The organism is Bacillus sp. FSL R5-0820 (genome assembly GCF_038593385.1).
GTDB classification, from domain to species: Bacteria; Bacillota; Bacilli; order Bacillales; family Bacillaceae; genus Bacillus; species Bacillus altitudinis.
Genome location: NZ_CP151991.1, coordinates 3,212,639 through 3,229,999 on the forward strand (window position 1 = coordinate 3,212,639; position 17,361 = coordinate 3,229,999).

Genomic DNA, 17,361 nt, shown 5'->3' on the forward strand with positions numbered 1-17,361 from the left:
ACTGATACATGATGAATATACGCTCAATGATCATCTCATGCTATGCAGCTTTTGTTTCTTTTGCTGGGTGGCTCATGAGCGGCGTGAAACCTCGTGACAATCAGGTGACGCTGCTTGTTTCATTCCAAGAGAATGCAGCTGCTCTCATCGATACTTATCAACAACAGGCGAATATGACAATGAAGCTCACTGTCCTCTATACGAAGCATGCTTCCGTGATAGAAAAGGACGTGCCTCATGTGTCATTTCGCTATTTTCATGAAAAAAATCCCTTCCATCTCATTCAATGTATCTATACGATGCTAAAAAGCAAAGTTGTCGTCACAGATAATTATTTTCTGATGACAAGTGTGCTAAGAAATAGACCTTCTACCACTTGTATTCAAGTGTGGCACGCCAATGGTGCTTTGAAAAAGTTCGGTCTTGAAGACGCTTCAAATCATCACCGTAGTTCTCGTGATCTGCAGCGTTTCAAGCGGGTCTATGCGTCTTTCGATTATATCGTTACAGGCTCAGATCACATGCGCGAGATTTTCAAAACTTCATTTGGCGTCAACGACGATCGTTTTTTGCCAACAGGTGTACCATTCACAGATGCGTACTATGATGAGCGCCCTATTTCCTTTCAGACGGATATTTTTCCAAAAGGCAAAAAAGTGCTGCTGTATGCGCCGACCTATCGGGACTTTGCAATGGACGGTCTTGTCTTACCTTTTTCTAAAGAACAATTGCATAGAGAGCTGAATGGTGACTATATCCTGCTCGTCAAACTCCATCCTGCAGTGAAACATTTAGCCAAAGCAGAAACAGATGGTGAGTGGATATTTGATGTGTCCGATCAGCCGCTCTTTCCATTGCTCTCTGTATGCGATGTCCTGATTACAGATTATTCGTCCATTGTGTTTGAATATGCGCTGCTCCGAAAGCCTGTTTTGTTCTTCACTTACGATCTAGAGACTTATCGCATGAAACGCGGTTTAGTCGAACGTTATGAAGACATTATTCCAGGAAAGGCTTGCGTCACACAAGATATGCTCTTAAAGGAGCTTAAGGGGCTAAACGAATCAGCCAATCAAGACTTATTGAAAACCTTTGCTGAGGAATGGAACCAATATTCAAAAGGGAAATCAAGTCAGCAGCTTCTTTCCTTTATTGAACATCAGCTCTTACACAAAAAACGTCCGGCTTCTCATTAAGAAGCACGGACGTTTTTTTATTTGTTATACACGGGGATATCATAATACAGCGTATAGTTATCAAGTAAGTTATACAAACTATACATACGAGTGACCTGTTTAGAAGCCCAGCCAATATCTGTTGCATATTGGTGAGTCGCTGTCGCAGACCACCGCATTTTGTAAATGGTATCTTGTTTGTATGTGGCGTTATTGATATAGCTGTTGCCAATGAATTTTGCCCCGCCAATAATGGCTGCCTCTGGTGTGAACCATTGCTGTTCATACGCATACTTTGCACCGAGGTAATTCGGGTTACTGTCATATGCACCAATGCCATACATGTTATACACGATTCTATCATTAAACTTCGTACCGTTCGCTAAAATGGAACTGCCGTTGCCTGTTTCAAGCAATGCATGTGAAATGAGATAGATTTCGTTAATATGATACGTTTTCGCTGCTGTGATAAAGGCTTGTCCTTTTCCGGCAAGAATGCCTTTCCCTGCTAAAATCTTCGTATTCACTTCAGTCGGGTTGAGATTTGCAGCTTCAGAGAGTTTGAGAAATTGAAAATAAGATTGAGTGCCCTCCGCGATATTCGCTGGGTCTACATATTTTAATACTTCTGCTGAACTCGCATTTCTCCAGCCGAGGCTGATCTTGATCCAGTTGCCTTCTTTTCCAAGCTGCTTCACTTTTGTTCCTTTGTTCAGCTGTGCGACGATGTTGCTAGCCGAACTTGAATCAGGTGTAGAACGTACATTTAGCCCGTCTGTATTCACTGTGGATGTCGCTGGGTCTACATATGTCGCATAGACATATGCTGCACCATCTGTCTGCGGCGATACCTTCATTTGTTTGTTTACCATCTCATTGACAGTGAGGTTATAATTCGTCTGCATCACCATTGGACCGTTTTTGATTTTTGTCGCTGTGGCTGTCCAGCCGTATTGGCTTTTCACAAAAGCAATGGCCGCATTCGCATTTGGTAACCCTGTAAACTGCTGTGTGATGTTGATTTTATATGCCGGTTTTGTCGTTGTTGTATAAGCAGCTGGTTCATTTCGTTTTTTGAAGAATGTCATGCCTTGATCTCTTAAGGCAGCAGTTGAAATAACCCCTGTTTTGATCTGATATTGACCATAATCAGTTGCTCCCGTTTTTTGAGCGGCTGCTTTCATTTTTTGTTTGGTTAAATAACTTAAGGCTTGATTCAGCTTTGTTTGATTCACAGTTGCCTCTGTCGTAATACGGTATTGCTTAACAGCTTCTGTTAATGTTTTTGTACTACTGGCAACTCCATTTTTTTTCATGATCTCTTGCGCCTGCTTTACTTTGCTTTGATCATATACAGGAGTTGTCATCAGGCTGTATGCTTTACTGACGGCTTGCCCCTTGCCTGTTGTGATGCTGCTTGTCACCTTTTGTGCTTTTAAGTATGCAGCACCTTTATTTACTTTTGTCTGATCCGTTGCTTGATTCACAACAAGTCGATACGTGCTGTCAGATGCTTTGCCTGTTTTTTTCGTTGTGGCGGATACTTTTTTCTTTTGGAAAAATGCCGTTGCTTTTTTCGCTTGATCATCGCCCAAAAGGTTCCCAGTCACTACTTGATATGGCTGTGTAGAGGAGATCTTTTTAGATGTATAGCGCCATTTCTTTTTCTTGAAAAAGGCAACTGTTTTTGCGTAAGTTGTGTCATTTAATTGATTGAGCTTTACGATATAATTTTTCGTTTTTCCTACTCGCTGCACAGTACCTGACGCACCAGCTTGTTTTTTAATCTGAGACGCCGCTGAGGCTGCTTGCTTACTGTCTTTGAAATAGCCTGATTCCATGCTATATACATTTTTAACAGCTCCAGCCTTCTGAATCTTTCCGCTGATTTTCGCTTCTTTTTGCAGCTGGGTCAGAAGGGTTTGCGCTTTAGACTGATTCGTTTGTGCAGCAGATGTGACGATGTAATACGGTTTGCCTGCTGCTACCGTTTGGAGTACTGCTTTTAAACCAGATTCCTTTTGAAAACCTTGCAGGATGGTATTTGCCTTACTCTGTCCAACAATATTGCCTGAGATCAGCTGATACACGGTGCCGGCCTTGTTTTCAGTTTGGTATGTACTCGTGACTCCGGCCTGTTTTTGTAGTTCGGTTTGAATATTTTTGACTTTCGTTTCAGAATCAATGGCTCCTGAAATGACCTGATAAGATGGTCTGCTTTGATTGATAGCTTCATACGTGCTATTGAGTCCTGATGTTTTCGTCAGCTCGAGCGTCAGTTTTTTCGCCTGACTTTCATCGTTGATTGGATCAGATACGATTTTCTGTAAAGGAAGGCGGTCACCTACTGGAGACACCGTACCGCTCATGCCTAACTCTTTTTTTAATGCAGCGGCACTTGCACTCGCTGCTACTTGTGAGTCATATCCTGAGGCAGTCAGTTGATAAGTCGATGTATTTCCTGAAGTTTGATAAGTGGCTGTCCATTTCTTATCCTTTTTCAACGTGTCAACCGCTTTTTTCACTTCTGCTTCTGTTGTAAATACTTTTGAGGTGCTAATCGTATAAATGGATTGATCGACATAGGAGGCTGCTTGCACTTCTTTGCCTGTGTGTAATGTCATACCAAAGGCAGCTGCGAGTAACATAATCTTGATGGTTTTTTTCACGTTCCCTGTCCCTCTCTTAACTTTGCATAATAGTCTACTAATCTCTTTATCGACAAAAACAAGTCTCTTTCAAGTCCTTTATGCAATAGAAAAATAGAGGACCTCTCGAAGTCCTCTTTTTCTTTATATATGTGACACAATCAGTTCACAAGATCCTTCAATGGTGAAGTTCCCAGTTTCAGCCGGCAGGATAAAATGGGCTCCTTTTGGCAGCGGATATGTATGTCCATTATGCTCTAAGGACCCTTCCCCATTAATAACGCTGCACAGCAAAAACGGATAATCTTGCGATAGCTCTACTTTTTGATCAATTTCCCATTTATACACAGAGAAATATTCTGCTTCTACAAATGTTCTAATGGTCACCCCTGGACGAGTTTCTACTGATTCATCTGCATAACCGTCTACATGAGGAACCGTTGTGACATCAATGGCCTGCGTGAAGTGAAGTTCACGTTCATGGCCATTTTGGTCTTTTCGTTCATAATCATACACCCGATAGGTCGTATCTGAACTTTGCTGCGTTTCGAGAACCAGTGTGCCTTCACATAGTGCATGAATGGTACCGCTTGGCACATAATAAAAATCGCCCGGCTTAATTTTCACTCGCCGCAAAAGGCCTTCCCAATCTCCACTGTTCATCATGGTCACAAGCTCAGTTCTCGTCCTTGCATTATGACCGTAGATCATTTCTGCGCCTTCTTTGCAGTCAATGATATACCAGCACTCTGTTTTCCCAAGCTCACCATTTTCATGTCTTTCCGCATAATCATCATCTGGATGAACTTGAACGGATAAATCTTGGTTTGCATCTAAAATTTTTGTTAAGAGCGGGAAGCGATCGCCTTCTATTCCCCCAAACAATTCTCTGTGATTGTCCCATAGTTCGATCAGCGTTTTCCCTTTATATGGACCATCTTGCACGACACTTGGTCCGTTTGGATGAGCAGAAATTGCCCAGCATTCTCCCGTTTGATCAGAAGGAATATCATAGCCAAATTGATCCCTTAAGGCTGTACCTCCCCATATTCTCTCCTTCAATTCAGGCAGTAAAAAAATTGGTGACTGCTTCATTCAGGATGACTCCTCCCTTTGCTACCCTTTATAATCCTTGCCTAGCAAGATGAAAACTAGCAAGTCTCAACTTTTATTATGACGCTATCTAAAGAGAAGTCAATCCTTTCAGTACACCGAATGAAAACGATAACAAGAAAATCAATTTACCCTTTGACAGAGCCTGCAAGAAGCCCTTTCACAAAGTATTTTCCAAGTAGAATATAGACCAAAAGTGTTGGCAGCGCAGCCAAGATGGCACCTGCCATTTGAACATTCCATTGCACAATTTGACTGCCTGATAAATTTTGCAGTGCAACCATGACCGGCTGATTCTCTGCCGTGGTCATAGTGACCGCAAATAGAAACTCATTCCACACATTTGTGAATTGCCAAATGGCAACCACGACAAACCCTGTGATGGAAAGCGGCAGAATCATATGTCTGAAGATCCCGATAAATCCGGCACCATCCATCTTCGCTGATTCAATCATTTCATCAGGAATGCTTACATAAAAATTGCGGAACATGAGTGTTGTGATTGGCAGGCCATATACGACATGAACAAGCACAAGTCCCGGAATGGAGTTATACAAGCCGATTTCACGCAAAAATTGAATAAGTGGAATGAGGATACTTTGATATGGAATAAACATACCAAACAACATGAAGGTAAACACCACTTCTGATCCTTTAAAGCGCCATTTAGACAGCACATAGCCATTCATCGCACCTAATACAGCTGACAATAAGGTAGCAGGAATGACTAGATAAAGAGAATTCATTAAATTGGGTGATAACTTTTCAAAAGCGATTTTGTAGCTTGAGAAATCAAGTGTAGATGGAAGCGACCACATTCGCTCAAGGGTAACTTCACCTAATGGCTTTAAGCTTGTGACGATCATGACATAAACAGGCATGAGAAAAAACAAACTGCACAGTATTAATAAAGCATAAAGAACTGGACGGACAAACCCTCTTGCGGTCATGATGAAGCCCCCTTCCGGCTAGACAGGAGATACGGCACGATAAAGACCGCAACAGAAATCAACATGACGATCGCAATGGCGGCACCACCTGCATAATGGTTTCCTCTAAAGGTCATTTCAAACATATAAACACCTGGCACATCGGTGACAAAGTTTGCACCTGGTCCTGTCATCGAGTAAATCAAATCGAAGATCTTTAAAGAAATATGTGCCATGATAATGACGACGCTCGCTGTGATTGGTTTTAACAGCGGGAAAATGATTTTCCAAAAGATTTGCCATTCAGTTGCGCCATCCATTCTAGCAGCCTCTCTCACTTCCTCTGGAATGCCTCTAAGACCAGCCAAATACATCGCAAGTGAGAACCCTGTCATCTGCCACACAGCAGCGATGACAACTGCAATCATTGCTGCCGGTACACCAAACTCAATTTTTCCCCAGACAAATCCAGCTAAAATGTTCGTATCCGTGTACCACTTGGGCTGGATGCCGAGTGTTTTTAAAAATAGATTCACCCCAGTTGATGGATTTAGGATCCATTGCCACACAACACCTGTGACAACAAAGGAAAGGGCCATCGGAAAGAAAAAGAGATTCCGAAAAAGTGATTCTCCCTTGATCTTCTGGTCTAGTAAAATGGCCAGTACAAGCCCAGAAGCAATGACTGCTCCAATAAAGAATAATGTAAAAAAGACCGTGTTTCGAAGATCTGACTGAAAGCGAAAATCTTGAAACAGCATGACATAATTTTTCATACCTGCGAAAGAAAAATCAGGAACAAGCGAGGTCCAGTTCGATAATGAAACATATCCTGTCCAGCCAATAAAGCCGTAAACAAAAATGAATAATAAAACAGCTGACGGTGCTAAAAATAGCAGGGCAAGCAGCTGGTCTCCATTCCATTTTTTCCGAACACGTTTCACTTTTGCTGCTGGTGTTTTTGTGATCGGCGATGTGTCCATGCGCATGAAGCTACACTCCTTTTTTAAAAAAGAGGCGGTGCCTAACGGCCGCCTCTTTCATCTTTATTTCATTGAATCTTTTAAAGAAGAAACGAACTGACTGCTGTCTTTTTGTGTCACGAAAATATTGACGGCTTGGTTCGCCTTCGTGACAAAACCTTCTTCAGCAGCTGAGCCATGCGCAAGAGACGGTGCCAGCTTTGACTCTTTAAAAGCCTTCATTGCCGATTTTCCATATTCATCATATTTTGATACGTCTGCATCCACACGTGCCGGTATTGACCCTTTCAACGGATTAAACGCATCCTGTCCTTCCACAGATCCTAAGACAGATAAGAATTTTTTCACGTTTTCTGGCTGTTTGACACCCTTTGGCAGTCCGAATGTATCCGTGATGACCATAAAGCTGCGCTCCGTACCAGGAGTAGCCACGTATCCAAAGTCTTTATTCACCTTCAAATCTAGATCATTTACAAAGTATCCTTTTGCCCAATCGCCCATGACATTCATTGCAGCTTCCCCTTTTGCCACGAGCTGTGAGGCATCCTGCCAGTTACGCGAGCTATGATCGTCGTTGACGTATTCGAGCATACGTCCAAAGATGTCTGCCGCTTCCTTCACTTTTGCATCATCCATTTTTAAGTCGCCCGCCCAAAGTTTTTGATAGTCATCTGCACCTAGTACACCTAGAAGAACGCTTTCAAACAAATGAGTCGCTGCCCAAGGTTCTTTATCCCCAAGCGCAAGTGGAGTAATCCCTTTTTTCTTTAAGGCATCGGCTGTTTTGAAAAATTCATCAAACGTCGTTGGCGGCTCTAAGCCCTGATCTTCAAATACTTTTTTGTTATACCAAAGCACATTGCCTCTATGAATATTCACTGGAACGGAATAGATTTTCCCGTCTTTGCTCACAAGGTCAATCAGTGATTCTGGAAATTTATCCTTCCAGCCTTCTTTCTCATAAAGGTCATCCAGCGGCTCCATTTTACCTGCGGCTACCCAGCTCTCATTCAGCTCTGCTCCCCCGTGTACTTGGAAAGTAGCTGGCGGATCATCTCCTTGCATCCGGCTTGTTAGAACAGCCTTTGCATTCGTACCAGCACCACCAGCGACAGCTGCATTTTCAATTGGAATGTCTTTATTTTTCTCTTCAAACAATTGAATGAGTGCCTTCAGTCCGTCTTCCTCACCTGCACCAGTCCACCAAGAGAAAATTTCTAGTTTCTCCGCTCCGCCCTCTTTTTTTGCATCTGAGTTCGTCGATGAACTGCAAGCAGAGACGACCAGCATACAGAGTGCCAATAAAGTAAAGCCTATTTTAAACTTCATCATGGATCCCCCATCCCTATTTTGTAAGCGTTATCAAAATAAGTATACTGGCAGATCCTTGCCTTTTTTCAGGCAAACTTCTTCACTTTTTTATGAAATTCTTCATTTTTTTACGACCTGCTTTCGATATTCCTTTGGTGAACAGCCAACCATTTTTTTAAACACACGACTGACGTAATTCGGATCAGTATATCCTGCTTGATAGGTGATTTCTTTTAAACTAAGCGAACTCTCTTTCAGTAGCTTCTTCATTTTATCCATCCTACAGGTCGTCACATATTCTTTAAACGTCAGACCTGTCTCATCCTTAAAGCGTTTGGTGAAATACGTCGGACTTAAATCAACATAGGCGGCCGTTTGCTCCAGCGTAATATGTTCGCAAAAATGTGTTTGAATGTATCGTTTCGCCCGTTCTATATCATTCACCGTCTGGGTTCTTGCTTCATACAGATCAAATAAATGTTCACAGCATTGGCGGCATTCTGTTTCTGTAGTGATAGCTAGAATCGGCACATCTGCACGAAGTCGTGATTTGAGTAAAATGAGCAGCTCTTTCACATGAGAAATGGTTGCCCCTTCTAATTGGAAGGCATCATAGTAAGCAAGAGCATCATCTCTTCTCCCTTCTTCTAGTGCCAGCATCATGTCATCGGCAAGCTCAGGCAAGTTGATCAATACGTAAGATTGTCTATCTGTATAGTAAAAGCCATAACGAACCGCACCGTCATCTTTTTTTCGCTGATAATAGGAAAGCTTCGCTTCTGCCGCACTTTTCTGAAGTTGAAGTGGATTTGAGACAGGATGACCCATGCCAACAATGACAGGTGAATGCTGCTCGCTTGTCATGGCAGCGCGAATGGCTTGCAGTACATTCGCCTTTAGATGACCAGGTGATTGACGGCTGTAAATCAAGCATGTAAACAGCTCACCGCTCACTTTGATAGGCACTGCTTGAAAAAGAGCAGACTCCTGCAAATGATTCAGGAGTTGATCCCCGCCTGTCCGCTGAACAGCGATCACTAGACCTGCTTGAAAATCCTGAAACAGCCGCTCAAACGCTGTGGAGGAATAAGATTGACCGTTCAACACATGAGCTTCCAGCCATTTTGACTGCTGATTGACTTTCTCCGCCTGCCGCAGGGAGACCTCCTGCTGAATTTCTGCCGCAACAGAACGAATCGCTGTAATGGTTTCGTCTTTATCAGCTGGTTTGACAAGGTATTGTTTGACCCCTTCCTGCATGGCTTGCTTGGCATAATCAAACGTATCGTAGGCTGTCAGCATAATAAATTTAGTATGAGGACAGCTTGCCTTGATCTGTTTGATCGCTGTGAGTCCATCCATGCCTGGCATCTGAATATCCATGAGCACAAGGTCAATTGGCTTAGACCGCGCCAATTCCACCGCCTTTTTTCCATTCGCAGCTTCCCCTGCAATATGACAGTCTGGCAGCCATTCGGTCATGAACTTACGCATCGCCATTCGTTCAATTTTTTCATCATCCACAATCAGCACGTTCAGCATGCTCGTTCCTCCTTGATTGGTATTGTCAATTGAATGGTGGTCCCTTCGTTTGGCTTTGAATCAATTTGAAGGGCATCCTGCACTCCGTAAAACAAACGCAGCCTCGACATCACATTTCGAAGACCAATTCCTGTCGAGTGACCTTTACTACGTGTGTCTGAATGATCTTCTTCCTCTTGCGATAGCAATCTCTTTTTCTCTTGATCACTGATGCCAAGTCCATTATCCCGAATCCGAATCATGACAAAGCGATCATCTCGATCAATAAAGAGCTCTACAAGCCCCCCTTCCTCTTTTGGTTCTACCCCATGAATAAAGGCATTTTCGACAAGCGGCTGCAATGTAAGGCTCGGAATGTGAACAGATAGACACGACTCATCTATGGTCGTTTTGCATGTAATACGATCGGAAAATCTTGTTTCTTGTATATGAAAATATTCTTTTACCACTTTCACTTCTTGTTCTAACGTAACAGATGCGCTGAGAGGAGATAGCGAATACCGCATCAGTGTAGAAACGGATTGTATCAATCTCGATGTCGCATCAGCTGATTCTAAGTACGCCATACGTGAAACGATGTTTAATGTATTAAATAAAAAATGTGGATTCATTTGGTTTTGTAGTGTTTTCAGCTTCATGTCTTTAATTTTCTGATCTAAAGCGGCCTTTTGTTTCATCTCTTCAATCATGACCTTCATCTCTCGCCGCATTCGCTCAAAGGCATGATTTAACACAGAGATTTCGTCCTTTGATGACACATGCAAATTCGGACCATCAAAATTTCCTTCTGATACTTCTTTGGCACTTCGAGATAGATGAACGATCGGTCTTGAAATTCCGCCCGCAATGATATAGGCCATCCATAAAGCGATGCCTATCGATAATGTAAACAGACATAGAGTAAAAAGCGCATACGTTTGATGTCTTTTTTGAAGGGATTGGTAGAGTACTTGATACTCAGATAATTCATCATCCAAAAGAGTCATTGTCTGCTCTTGGATATAAGAGGACACGGTTCTTACTTCTTTCACACTTGCAGCATATTCTTTGATTTTCCCTTCTTTGACATGATTCATTGTCGCATCACTTTCGTTTATGAGCGTCCGCATCATATATTGATATTTTTCAATGGAGGGGATGGCGGCATGAAGCCCTGCATCTTTGAGCAATGCTTGATCATATGATGTCATTTTCTGTTTTGATTCAGCATACCCTTTGGCAAACGCCTGATCCTTTTCGATGGCAAAGGCGTTGACCTTTTCATACATCGTTTTTGCCTCTGTCGAAATATCATTCAGCAGGAGAAAGGAACGAAAGCTCTTGCTATATTCTGATGTGATTTTTGAACTGCTCCAATACACAAAAAAAGCGGCCACATTGCCAAGGAGCACAAGAATTAAAAAAGCCAATAATAACTTACTTCGAATTCTCTTCATGGCTGAACCCCCTGTGGTCTTTCCGTTTGATGAAGGGGCAGGTCTCCTCGCCGAATCACACTCGTCCCTGTGTACTGCAGCGGTTCTTGTTTATCCCCTTGCTGCAAACGAACAAGAGATTCAACCGCTTGATAGCCCATTTCATAAGGGTGCTGTACAATCACTGCATCGATTTTCCCATTATCCAGCGCTTGAATCGTATCAGGCAATGTGTCAAATGCGAGCACATAAACATCTTTAGACGAATGATATTGCTCTGTTGCTTGAATAATGCCGACACCGTCTAATGCGCTTGTTCCATAAAATGCGGTGAGCTGTGCATGATCATTTAACAATTTATACGCAGCACCGGAAGCACCTGATTTCGTAATCGCCGACTCTTCTATTCCAGCAATATGAATGCGTTTCTCACCAGAAACGGCATCTCGAAACCCCTTCACGCGAAGCTTCTGGTGAATCGCATCAAGCCGTCCCGTCACAATGCCCACATACTGCTCGCCTTTTGTATCAGCGATGAGTGCCTGTCCGGCGATAAAACCGGAATAATAGTTATCTGTTCCGACATACACTTGACGCTTGCTCCCCTCTGCATCGGTATCGACTGTGACGACATCTATACCTTTCTCTCTTGCTTTTTGAAAGAGCGGTTTGTATTTCTTTGCATCAAGCCCTTGTGTCATAATGCCGTCCACATGACCAGCAATCGCCATATCAATGGTTTTCAGGTGATCATCCAAATCAGCCTGCTTTGGACCTAGGTATTCAAGATACACCCGATGAACTTCCGCCGCATCAGCAGCTCCCTTTTGCACCAATTGCCAATATTCATTATCAAGTTCCTCCGGTACAAGAACAAAGTGATATTGATAAGTTGATAACGTCTCATCGGAAGCGCTCTCAATTTTAACTAAATCTTGACCTAATACAGATAAAAAAAGAACAGATACGACACAAAATGTGAGAAATGCGCCCATTCCGAACAACTTCGACCATTTCATTCACATTCCCCTCCTTCCATTGTTGCCGCATAAAAAAAGAGCTGCTTATAAAAGCATACTCTCTCGACCTCTATAATTCCTTTGTCATAAATAAACTGTTTGGATCTTCTTGGTATGAACCAAAAGGCGGACAATATTGAAATCCAAAGCTTTCATATAATTTTCTTGCCGGTTCAAAGAAAGCAATCGCACCTGTTTCAAGGCTGACTCTTTTATACCCCCGCCGCTTCGCCTCTTGGAGAAGGTGAGTCAACAGATACTTCGCCACGCCTTTTCGCATATGGGCTGCTGCTGTCCTCATCGATTTGAGTTCACCATGTTCACTTGATAGCTCCTTGATGGCTCCGCAGCCAAGAAGCGCCTCTCCATCCCTTGCACTCCATACTGTGACATCTTGTTTTTTCAGATCGTCTAACGGAAGGGCATGAATGCTTTCTGGCGGTGAATGTTTTTTCATCTCTTCTAAATGAGCTTGAATCAATTGCTCAATTTGACCATCTTTTAGTTCATCTTGTTGAATGTACATATCGACCTCTCCTTTATGCTCATTTTACGTGAAAAGATGCGTCTTCTGAGCTTTTTTGTCAGATAAACGAACAAACAACCGGCAGTCATCCGCCGGTTGTTTATGTGAACTACATGATTGTGGAAGAAAGAACGGCCTGTAATTCTTCTGCTGTACTGCTTTCAAGCTGGCTGCCGACACCTACTGCCACGGCTCCTGCTTCAAGCCACTTTGGCACATCGACTGGATGAATGCCTCCTGTTGGGATGAACTCAATCTCTGGAAACGGACCTTGCAAATTTTTCATATAGGACAAACCGAAGGAGCCGCTCGGAAAAAGCTTTAACACGCTGTATCCATTTGCTTTTGCCTGCATAATTTCACTCGGGGTCAAAACACCTGGCACGTAAAGTGTATCGTGAAAAGATAGGTGCTCTCCGATGACAGGAAGATATCCCGGGCTGACGATAAATTGAGAGCCGGCTTCAATGGCTGATTGTGCCTGCTCAAGTGTTGTAATCGTTCCGGCTCCGACAATCAAGTCGTGGTCATGCTGGTAAGATGCAATGATCCGCTCTGTATTGGGCGTGGTATATGTCACTTCGATGGCCCGCACCCCTTTTTTCTTTAAACGACCAATCATCTCTATCCCCTCTGCTTCACTACCTGCTCTGACCACCGCAATGAGTTTACAAGCTGCGAGCTTCTCTTTAACGCTCATACTTGCTGACTTTCCCATACCTCTCATCTCCCTTCATATCGTGTCGCCTTTGATATCGTTTGGCTTCTTTTATAAATGCCTGAAGCTCTTCCCGAGTCGGCAGTCCCTCGTGATCTCCTGGGGACATGACTGCAAGTGCTCCAATGGCATTGCCTCTTGCTACCGATTTTTCATATGATAATCCGTCCAGCAGACCGCTCATCACTCCCACTGCAAATCCATCACCAGCTCCGACTGTATCCACGACATGAGACACATGGAAACCATCCACCACACCTTGGCCGGATGCACTTTTGAAATAGGCTCCTTCTGCTCCCAGTTTAATGACCACAAGCTTGACACCTTTTTGTAAATAAACATCCGCAATCGCTTCCGGCTCATGACATCCTGTGAGTCTTTGACCTTCTGCAAGCCCTGGGAAAAACCAATCTACTTGAGCAGCCATCTGGTTCACCGTATGAATCATGTCTTCTTCCTCTTCCCATAGTTGAAGTCTAAGGTTCGGATCAAAGGAAATGGTTTTTCCTGCTTTCTTCATTTCTTTAAGGGCATGAAAAGAAAACGCTCTCATTTCACTAGACACAGCAGGCGGGATTCCGGTCATATGAAGATGTCCTGCCTGCTGAAAATAAGTGGACGGGAAATCGCTTGCGTTCAATGTGCTCGCAGCAGAGCCTTTTCGGTAGTACGTCACATCAGGGTCTCCATCGATGACTTTTGATTTAAGCAATATCCCTGTTTTGGCCCCATCATTTGAACGGAGCACTGCCTCAGTATCGACCCCTTCTTTTTGAAGCTCTTCTAAAATAAATGTACCAAGTGAGTCCGCCCCGACCTTGCTCATCCAGCCAACGCTAAAGCCTAATCTTGCCAAGCCGACCGCAACATTACTCTCTGCACCAGCAAGTGCTTTTTGAAACGTATGCACTTGGTGAAGCTCGCCAATTTCTTTTGCATAAAACATCGCCATTGATTCCCCAAATGTGATCACATCCAATGCTTTCACTCATTTCTCCCCTTTCTTGGTACCGGTTTCAAAACAGTTGAAAAAGAGAGAGCATGCACGTATGTATACTCTTCTCTGCCTGACGTTTATAAAGATTTTCTCACAATGATTTCTCCATCAAGTTGAATGGTCTGGGGTGCACTCTTATCCCCGTCAAGACGCGTCATAATTTTTTGCATGGCTGCTTTCCCCATCTCATGAGATGGCTGCGCCACCGTAGTGATGCCTGGCCCGATCAGCTTATACCATTCTGTATCATCAAATCCGGCAATGCCTATCTCCTCAGGTATCTTCACCCCAAGATCGACGAGTTCACTGATGAGTTTCAGCATGAGTAATCCATTGCCTGCTAAAATCGCTTTTTTCTGATGGTTTGATTGTAAAAAACGACAAATCTCATCTCGCATTTGTTCCTTATGCTTCAAATTGATTTCTGCAATCATAGGTTTCTTATGTTGACTCATGGCCGTCTGTTCATAGGCTTCTTTTCGTTCTTCACGAGGACTAATCCCATCGACCGGCTCAGTAAAGAAAGCGATATGTTCGTAGCCTTTTTCATACATTTGGTGAAGTAGACGAGCCGTGATGTCACGGTTATTCGTTGTGACGGTATCGACCTTCAGTTCAGGTAACTTACGGTCTACAAGAACAATCGGTACACCGTTTTGCTTAAAGTCTTGCAAAATGTCATTGTTTTGACCGGTCGTATTAATGATCAGCCCTTCAATATAATGAGCATGCAGCTTCAGTAGCATTTCTCGTTCTTTTTCTGGACGATTATCTGTGTTGCACACCATGATGCTGTATCCATATTCATCACAAATCTCTTCCACACCACGAAGTGTCGCAACAGAGAATGGGTTCGTAATATCAGCCACAATAAAACCAATGACCTTGCTCTTTCTTACTTTCAATCCTTGGGCAAGCTGACTCGGACGATAATGGAGCTCCTCAATGGCTTTTTTAATCTTTTTTACCTTTTCAGGAGAAATTTCATTTGTTCTGCCATTGATGTATCTGGATACCGTTGATTTTGAGACACCTGCATATGCTGCAACTTCGTTAATGGTGACTTTCGTTTGCTTTTTCTCTTTCATACAAAAAACTCCCAAGATCGATCTTCTCATTTGTTTCGAAACCGATTTCAAATAAACTTAAAAAAAGCATACCACAAGTTAAGCTGTATCAGAAGATTTTTTTCATGAACATGAAGAAAAAAAGCTTTTATACAAATAAAGAAAGCGATTTCAAATTAACGGTTGACGCCGCTCTCTTTTTCCTCTAGAATTTTCCTTGAAACCGATACCAAATAAAACAATTATATGTTTCAGATGGAAAGGGAGGCTTATCTCAAATGGAAAATCGTTATGCTGTACATCCTGAGCAGGTCAAGCGTTTTACAACAGAGGAACTTCGTCGTCATTTTCATATTCCGATACTTTTTGTCAGTGGTGAATTGAAGCTGTATTATTCGCATGAGGACCGTGTGGTGATTGGCGGCGTTATGCCGACATCAGAACCGATCAAGCTGGATGCCGGCGACTTTTTACGTACAGAATATTTCCTTGAAAGACGGGAAATTGGCATTGTGAATGTCGGCGGCCAAGGTACGGTCACAGTCGATGGTGAGTCATTTGTGCTGGAGCATAAAGATTTCTTATATATTGGACTTGGACACGAACATGTACAGTTTGCTAGTTCATCAGGTGAGCAGGCCAAATTTTATCTTGTGTCAGCCACCGCTCATAGAGCGTATCCGACACAAAAGGCTGCGATCGCTGAATTAACACCGAATCATTTAGGGGAAGCATCCGCCTCGAACGTACGGAATCTGTATCAGGTCATTCATGCAGACGGCATCCAAAGCTGCCAGCTTATGATGGGCATCACTCAGCTTGAAACCAATAACACATGGAACACGATGCCTGCTCATATACATGACCGGCGGATGGAAGTGTACTTATATCTTGATATAGAGGAAGACGCACGTGTCTTTCATTTTATGGGGGAGCCATCTGAAACGAGACATCTCGTTGTGGCAAATGAAGAAGCCGTCATCTCACCTGCCTGGTCCATTCATTCAGGCTCAGGTACAGCAAATTATTCATTTATTTGGGCAATGGCGGGAGAAAACTATACGTTTAAAGATATGGACTTTGTCCCGATGGACCAGCTGAGGTAATGAAATGACGACGACATCATATGTAGCGTCCCTCTTTTCCCTCGAAGGCAAAACAGCTCTTGTCACAGGTCCTGGAACTGGTATTGGGCAAGGTATTGCCGTAGCGCTTGCCCGTTCAGGTGCAGATATCATCGGCACCTACCACCATACGCCGCTTGATGAAACAAAAGAACTTGTCGAACAGACCGGTAGATCATTTCATGCGATTCAAGTAGACTTTTCAGATCCTCAGTCCGCAAAGCGGGATGTTGATGCCCTTTTAAAGCAGCACACAATTGATATTTTGATCAATAATGCTGGGACCATTAAAAGAGAAGAGGCCGCTCAATATTCAGAGGAAAACTGGCATACTGTGATGGATGTGAATATCAACAGTCTCTTTTTCCTCACGCAAAAGGTCGGACAGCAGATGCTGAAAAAAGGGCAAGGGAAAATTGTCAATATCGCTTCCCTTCTATCATTTCAAGGCGGTGTCTTTGTTCCCGCTTATACAGCAAGTAAGCATGCTGTCGCAGGTTTGACGAAAGCATTTGCAAATGAATGGGCAAGTCAGCATATTCAGGTGAACGCGATCGCGCCTGGTTATATTGCAACCAATAACACGCAAGCCATTCGTGACGACGCGAACCGGAATGAAGAGATTCTGAAACGAATCCCCGCTGGACGCTGGGGACGGCCTGAAGATCTAGCAGGTGCCGCCGTCTTTCTCAGCTCCCCTGCCTCTGATTATATGAACGGGCATATTTTAGCCGTAGATGGCGGCTGGCTGGCGAGATAAACATGTGAAGAGAATTCCTATTTTAGGGGATTCT

General features: G+C 43.3%; 15 protein-coding genes. 3 read left to right on the plus strand and 12 right to left on the minus strand.

What is annotated here, in order from left to right:
* Positions 1-8 precede the first annotated feature (8 nt).
* Positions 9-1,196 (plus strand): CDP-glycerol glycerophosphotransferase family protein, encoded by a 1,188-nt coding sequence (locus tag NST15_RS16630; RefSeq protein WP_342498676.1) that lies wholly within the window; start codon positions 9-11, stop codon positions 1,194-1,196.
* 17 nt (positions 1,197-1,213) lie between these two features.
* Here the strand turns inward: NST15_RS16630 and NST15_RS16635 are convergent, their stop codons facing one another.
* From NST15_RS16635 to NST15_RS16690, 12 genes are all read right to left on the minus strand, one after another.
* Complete coding sequence (locus tag NST15_RS16635; protein ID WP_255234104.1) at positions 1,214-3,844, minus strand: N-acetylglucosaminidase; 2,631 nt, start codon at positions 3,842-3,844, stop codon at positions 1,214-1,216.
* Positions 3,845-3,967: 123 nt separating this feature from the next.
* Positions 3,968-4,918: a mannose-6-phosphate isomerase, class I gene (manA, locus tag NST15_RS16640; protein ID WP_007499909.1), complete on the minus strand. Its 951-nt coding sequence runs from the start codon at positions 4,916-4,918 to the stop codon at positions 3,968-3,970.
* A gap of 146 nt (positions 4,919-5,064) precedes the next feature.
* Positions 5,065-5,886: a carbohydrate ABC transporter permease gene (locus tag NST15_RS16645; RefSeq protein WP_039165373.1), complete on the minus strand. Its 822-nt coding sequence runs from the start codon at positions 5,884-5,886 to the stop codon at positions 5,065-5,067.
* Positions 5,883-6,854, minus strand: coding sequence for a sugar ABC transporter permease (locus NST15_RS16650; RefSeq protein ID WP_192895873.1), 972 nt, complete (start codon positions 6,852-6,854; stop codon positions 5,883-5,885). The genes NST15_RS16645 and NST15_RS16650 overlap by 4 nt, the downstream gene beginning before the upstream one ends.
* Before the next feature lie 57 nt (positions 6,855-6,911).
* Positions 6,912-8,180, minus strand: coding sequence for an ABC transporter substrate-binding protein (locus tag NST15_RS16655; RefSeq protein ID WP_342498677.1), 1,269 nt, complete (start codon positions 8,178-8,180; stop codon positions 6,912-6,914).
* Positions 8,181-8,279: 99 nt separating this feature from the next.
* On the minus strand, positions 8,280-9,701 hold the full coding sequence (locus NST15_RS16660) for a response regulator (RefSeq protein WP_342498678.1): 1,422 nt from the start codon (positions 9,699-9,701) through the stop codon (positions 8,280-8,282).
* Entirely contained in the window at positions 9,695-11,137 is a 1,443-nt protein-coding gene (locus NST15_RS16665) for a sensor histidine kinase (protein WP_342498679.1), read from the minus strand. The genes NST15_RS16660 and NST15_RS16665 overlap by 7 nt, the downstream gene beginning before the upstream one ends.
* Complete coding sequence (locus NST15_RS16670) at positions 11,134-12,135, minus strand: sugar-binding protein (protein ID WP_255234106.1); 1,002 nt, start codon at positions 12,133-12,135, stop codon at positions 11,134-11,136. Before NST15_RS16670 ends, NST15_RS16665 begins: the two co-directional genes overlap by 4 nt.
* Before the next feature lie 70 nt (positions 12,136-12,205).
* Positions 12,206-12,661: a GNAT family N-acetyltransferase gene (locus NST15_RS16675; protein WP_203143766.1), complete on the minus strand. Its 456-nt coding sequence runs from the start codon at positions 12,659-12,661 to the stop codon at positions 12,206-12,208.
* Between the two features lie 109 nt (positions 12,662-12,770).
* Positions 12,771-13,379 carry a bifunctional 4-hydroxy-2-oxoglutarate aldolase/2-dehydro-3-deoxy-phosphogluconate aldolase gene (locus NST15_RS16680; protein WP_342498680.1) on the minus strand — a complete coding sequence of 203 codons (609 nt, stop codon included), beginning with the start codon at positions 13,377-13,379 and terminating at the stop codon, positions 12,771-12,773.
* Positions 13,351-14,367, minus strand: a complete 1,017-nt coding sequence (locus tag NST15_RS16685; protein WP_342498681.1) for a sugar kinase — start codon at positions 14,365-14,367, stop codon at positions 13,351-13,353. Before NST15_RS16685 ends, NST15_RS16680 begins: the two co-directional genes overlap by 29 nt.
* 86 nt (positions 14,368-14,453) lie before the next feature.
* On the minus strand, positions 14,454-15,464 hold the full coding sequence (locus NST15_RS16690; RefSeq protein ID WP_008343236.1) for a LacI family DNA-binding transcriptional regulator: 1,011 nt from the start codon (positions 15,462-15,464) through the stop codon (positions 14,454-14,456).
* 257 nt (positions 15,465-15,721) lie between these two features.
* On the opposite strand from NST15_RS16690, the gene kduI reads away from it, so the two are divergent.
* Entirely contained in the window at positions 15,722-16,549 is an 828-nt protein-coding gene (gene kduI, locus NST15_RS16695; protein ID WP_008343239.1) for a 5-dehydro-4-deoxy-D-glucuronate isomerase, read from the plus strand.
* A gap of 4 nt (positions 16,550-16,553) precedes the next feature.
* A complete protein-coding gene (kduD, locus tag NST15_RS16700) occupies positions 16,554-17,327 on the plus strand; it encodes a 2-dehydro-3-deoxy-D-gluconate 5-dehydrogenase KduD (protein WP_008343242.1) in 774 nt (257 codons plus the stop codon).
* The last annotated feature ends 34 nt before the right edge of the window (positions 17,328-17,361 follow it).

Excerpts from the sequence above, each read along its gene's own strand:
- NST15_RS16650 (WP_192895873.1), bottom strand. The coding sequence starts at position 6,854 with ATGCGCATGGACACATCGCCGATCACAAAAACACCAGCAGCAAAAGTG.
- NST15_RS16680 (WP_342498680.1), bottom strand. The coding sequence starts at position 13,379 with ATGGGAAAGTCAGCAAGTATGAGCGTTAAAGAGAAGCTCGCAGCTTGT.
- manA (WP_007499909.1), bottom strand. The coding sequence starts at position 4,918 with ATGAAGCAGTCACCAATTTTTTTACTGCCTGAATTGAAGGAGAGAATA.
- kduD (WP_008343242.1), top strand. The coding sequence starts at position 16,554 with ATGACGACGACATCATATGTAGCGTCCCTCTTTTCCCTCGAAGGCAAA.
- kduI (WP_008343239.1), top strand. The coding sequence starts at position 15,722 with ATGGAAAATCGTTATGCTGTACATCCTGAGCAGGTCAAGCGTTTTACA.
- NST15_RS16630 (WP_342498676.1), top strand. The coding sequence starts at position 9 with ATGATGAATATACGCTCAATGATCATCTCATGCTATGCAGCTTTTGTT.
- NST15_RS16660 (WP_342498678.1), bottom strand. The coding sequence starts at position 9,701 with ATGCTGAACGTGCTGATTGTGGATGATGAAAAAATTGAACGAATGGCG.
- NST15_RS16690 (WP_008343236.1), bottom strand. The coding sequence starts at position 15,464 with ATGAAAGAGAAAAAGCAAACGAAAGTCACCATTAACGAAGTTGCAGCA.
- NST15_RS16645 (WP_039165373.1), bottom strand. The coding sequence starts at position 5,886 with ATGACCGCAAGAGGGTTTGTCCGTCCAGTTCTTTATGCTTTATTAATA.
- NST15_RS16665 (WP_342498679.1), bottom strand. The coding sequence starts at position 11,137 with ATGAAGAGAATTCGAAGTAAGTTATTATTGGCTTTTTTAATTCTTGTG.
- NST15_RS16655 (WP_342498677.1), bottom strand. The coding sequence starts at position 8,180 with ATGATGAAGTTTAAAATAGGCTTTACTTTATTGGCACTCTGTATGCTG.
- NST15_RS16670 (WP_255234106.1), bottom strand. The coding sequence starts at position 12,135 with ATGAAATGGTCGAAGTTGTTCGGAATGGGCGCATTTCTCACATTTTGT.
- NST15_RS16675 (WP_203143766.1), bottom strand. The coding sequence starts at position 12,661 with ATGTACATTCAACAAGATGAACTAAAAGATGGTCAAATTGAGCAATTG.